Annotated in this window: 2 protein-coding genes; both read left to right on the top strand. The window is 40.4% G+C overall.

The window, feature by feature from the left end:
- Positions 1-34 precede the first annotated feature (34 nt).
- A complete protein-coding gene (locus TOL9009_RS39440) occupies positions 35-2,521 on the top strand; it encodes a CHASE3 domain-containing protein (protein ID WP_260675906.1) in 2,487 nt (828 codons plus the stop codon).
- A gap of 60 nt (positions 2,522-2,581) precedes the next feature.
- Positions 2,582-2,705, top strand: a 124-nt coding sequence (locus TOL9009_RS43565; protein WP_144238392.1) for an IS1 family transposase, incomplete at its 3' end; no start/stop codon positions are given.

Genomic DNA, 2,705 nt, shown 5'->3' with positions numbered 1-2,705 from the left:
TAGAACTCTTTCCATGCCCCATGCCCCATGCCCCATGCCCCATACCCCATGCCCCATGCCCCATGCCCCATGCCCACCAGATACCAGATGCCAGATAATGTTAAAGAAGTTCAAAATTAGTACCAAAATAGGAGCAAGTTTCGCAGTAAGTCTGGTATCTTTTACAGTTATTGGTCTACTTATTTACCGTACTGCCACAGAAACGATAAAGACTAGCCGCTTGGAAACTCACACTTACCAAGTACTGACAAACCTGGAAAATTTTCTTTCTACACTTAAGGATGCGGAAACCGGACAGCGGGGTTATTTAATTACTGGCTCAGAAGATTACTTGCAACCGTATAATGCAGCGATTCCCGTAATTGATAAAAAAATTACTGAACTGCGGAGATTGACAGGAGATAACCCTAGTCAACAGCAACGGCTTGATGCTGTAGAATCTCTTACACAAAAAAGAATCGACAGACTAAAAGAGGTTATTGAAATTCGCCGTAATCAAGGATCGGCAGGTGTTTCTCAAGCAGTTTCAGCTGGTCAAGGCAAAGGCAAGATAATGATGGATAATATCCGTGGTCTCGTTTCGGATCTCAAAAACGAAGAATTGCGGTTATTAAAACAGCGTTCAGCGGCAAGTGATGAAGCGACGAGGCAAATGAATTATAGTATTGCCTTTGGTATCCCGCTTTATTTGCTTCTTCTAACATTAATTGCCTTTTTTCTCAATCGCAACATTTCTCGACCGCTTGAAGAAGTCTCTAGCGTTGCAGAGAAAATTGCTGCTGGAGACTTAGACACGAATGTACCTGTTAACAATCGTCGCGACGAAATAGGTATTTTGGCACAAACATTTAACAAAATGATCGCCAACTTACGCTCAACAAATCAGCAAACAGTAGAGCGAGACTGGTTAAAAACTAACTTAGCAAAATTCAGCCAAATTTTGCAAGGACAACGAAACTTAAAGGCTGTTTCTCAACTTATTCTTAGAGAACTCGCTCCTTTAGTCTCGGCTCATCATGGCGCATTTTACTTGATGACAACACAGGAAGAGAAGCCTAGTTTAACACTTTTGGGGACTTATGCTTATCGAGAACGCAAGCATTTAGCAAACCGCTTTCAATTGGGTGAAGGTTTGGTAGGACAATGCGCTTTAGAGAAACAGCGAATTTTGCTGACAGAAGTACCTTCCGACTACATTAAAATCAATTCGGGGCTGGGGGAAGCAACCCCGATGAATATTATTGTTTTACCTGCTGTGTATGAAGAGCGAGTATTAGGGGTGATTGAACTAGCTTCATTCCAGCGCTTTAGTGATATTCATCTAACTTTTCTTGACCAACTCAGCGAAAGTATTGGTATAGTCCTCGATAATATTGTTGCATATCAACGCACCGAAGAATTACTTCAACAGTCGCGATCGCTTACCGATGAGTTAACAACCCAGCAAGAAGAACTCCTACAAAGTAATCAACGTTTGGAGGAGCAAACGGAAACATTAAAAAATTCCGATAAGTTATTGCGACAGCAACAGCAAGATTTACAACAAAGCTACGAAGAGTTACAACAACTCAACGAAGAGTTAGAAGAAAAAACCGAGTTACTAGCTCAACAAAAGCAGGAAGTAGAATATAAAAATCGTGAGGTAGAGCAAGCACGCTTAAATTTAGAAGAAAAAGCTACACAATTAACCACGACTTCTAAATATAAGTCGCAATTTTTGGCGAATATGTCCCACGAGTTAAGAACTCCATTAAATAGTTTACTGATATTAGCGCAAGTTTTATCTAATAACAATGAAGGAAATTTGACACAAAAACAGATTGAATACAGTCAAACTATCTACTCTGCTGGAAACGATTTACTATCACTAATTAATGAAATTCTCGACTTAGCAAAAATAGAGTCGGGAACAATGGAAGTAGAACTAAAAGAAACTTTTTTCAGCGAATTGCAAAGACATGTAGAATGGACTTTTCGTTCCATTGCGGAAGATAAAAAACTAGATTTTCACGTTCACTTTGATGAACAACTACCCCCTACTATCTACACAGATTCAAAACGTCTTCAACAGTTGCTAAATAACTTGTTGACAAATGCTTTTAAATTTACCGAAGAAGGTCAGGTAAGTTTACGAGTGTCAGTTGTAACTGAAGGCTGGAGTCGCGACCAGCAAAGCCTTAATAGTGCTAAATCAGCGATCGCTTTTGCAATCAGCGATACTGGTATTGGCATTCCCCCAGAAAAACAGCAGGTGATTTTTGAAGCTTTTCAACAAGCAGATGGCACAACTAGCCGCAAATACGGCGGTACAGGTTTGGGTTTATCTATCAGCCGACAAATTGCCGAGTTGTTAGGTGGGGAAATTCGCTTAGTCAGTCAAGTTGATTTGAGCTTAACCTCTTCCCTTATCCAACCCCATACAATGCTTTTATCAAAATTAAAACCACAGGAAAAGTATAAAAATCATCATTTACTAAAAAAATCAAGTGGAGATAAAAACTTCATACTATATAATATTTAGAACTGGGTGATGCTGCCAACTTACTGATTTAGTGTATGATGGTGTTTTTGAGGTGCTCCAGTGGCTTCTGTTTCTATCAGCTGTCCCTCCTGTTCAGCTACTGACGGGGTGGTGCGTAACGGCAAAAGCACCGCCGGACATCACCGCTATCTCTGCTCTCACTGCCGTAAAACATGGCAACTGC

Origin of the sequence: [Scytonema hofmanni] UTEX 2349 (assembly GCF_000582685.1) — a bacterium.
Taxonomy (GTDB): domain Bacteria; phylum Cyanobacteriota; class Cyanobacteriia; order Cyanobacteriales; family Nostocaceae; genus Hassallia; species Hassallia hofmanni.
The sequence above is the reverse complement of the archived record's forward strand: the minus strand, read 5'-3'. Positions and strand labels throughout refer to the sequence as shown.

Excerpts from the sequence above, each read along its gene's own strand:
- TOL9009_RS39440 (WP_260675906.1), top strand. The coding sequence starts at position 35 with ATGCCCCATACCCCATGCCCCATGCCCCATGCCCCATGCCCACCAGAT.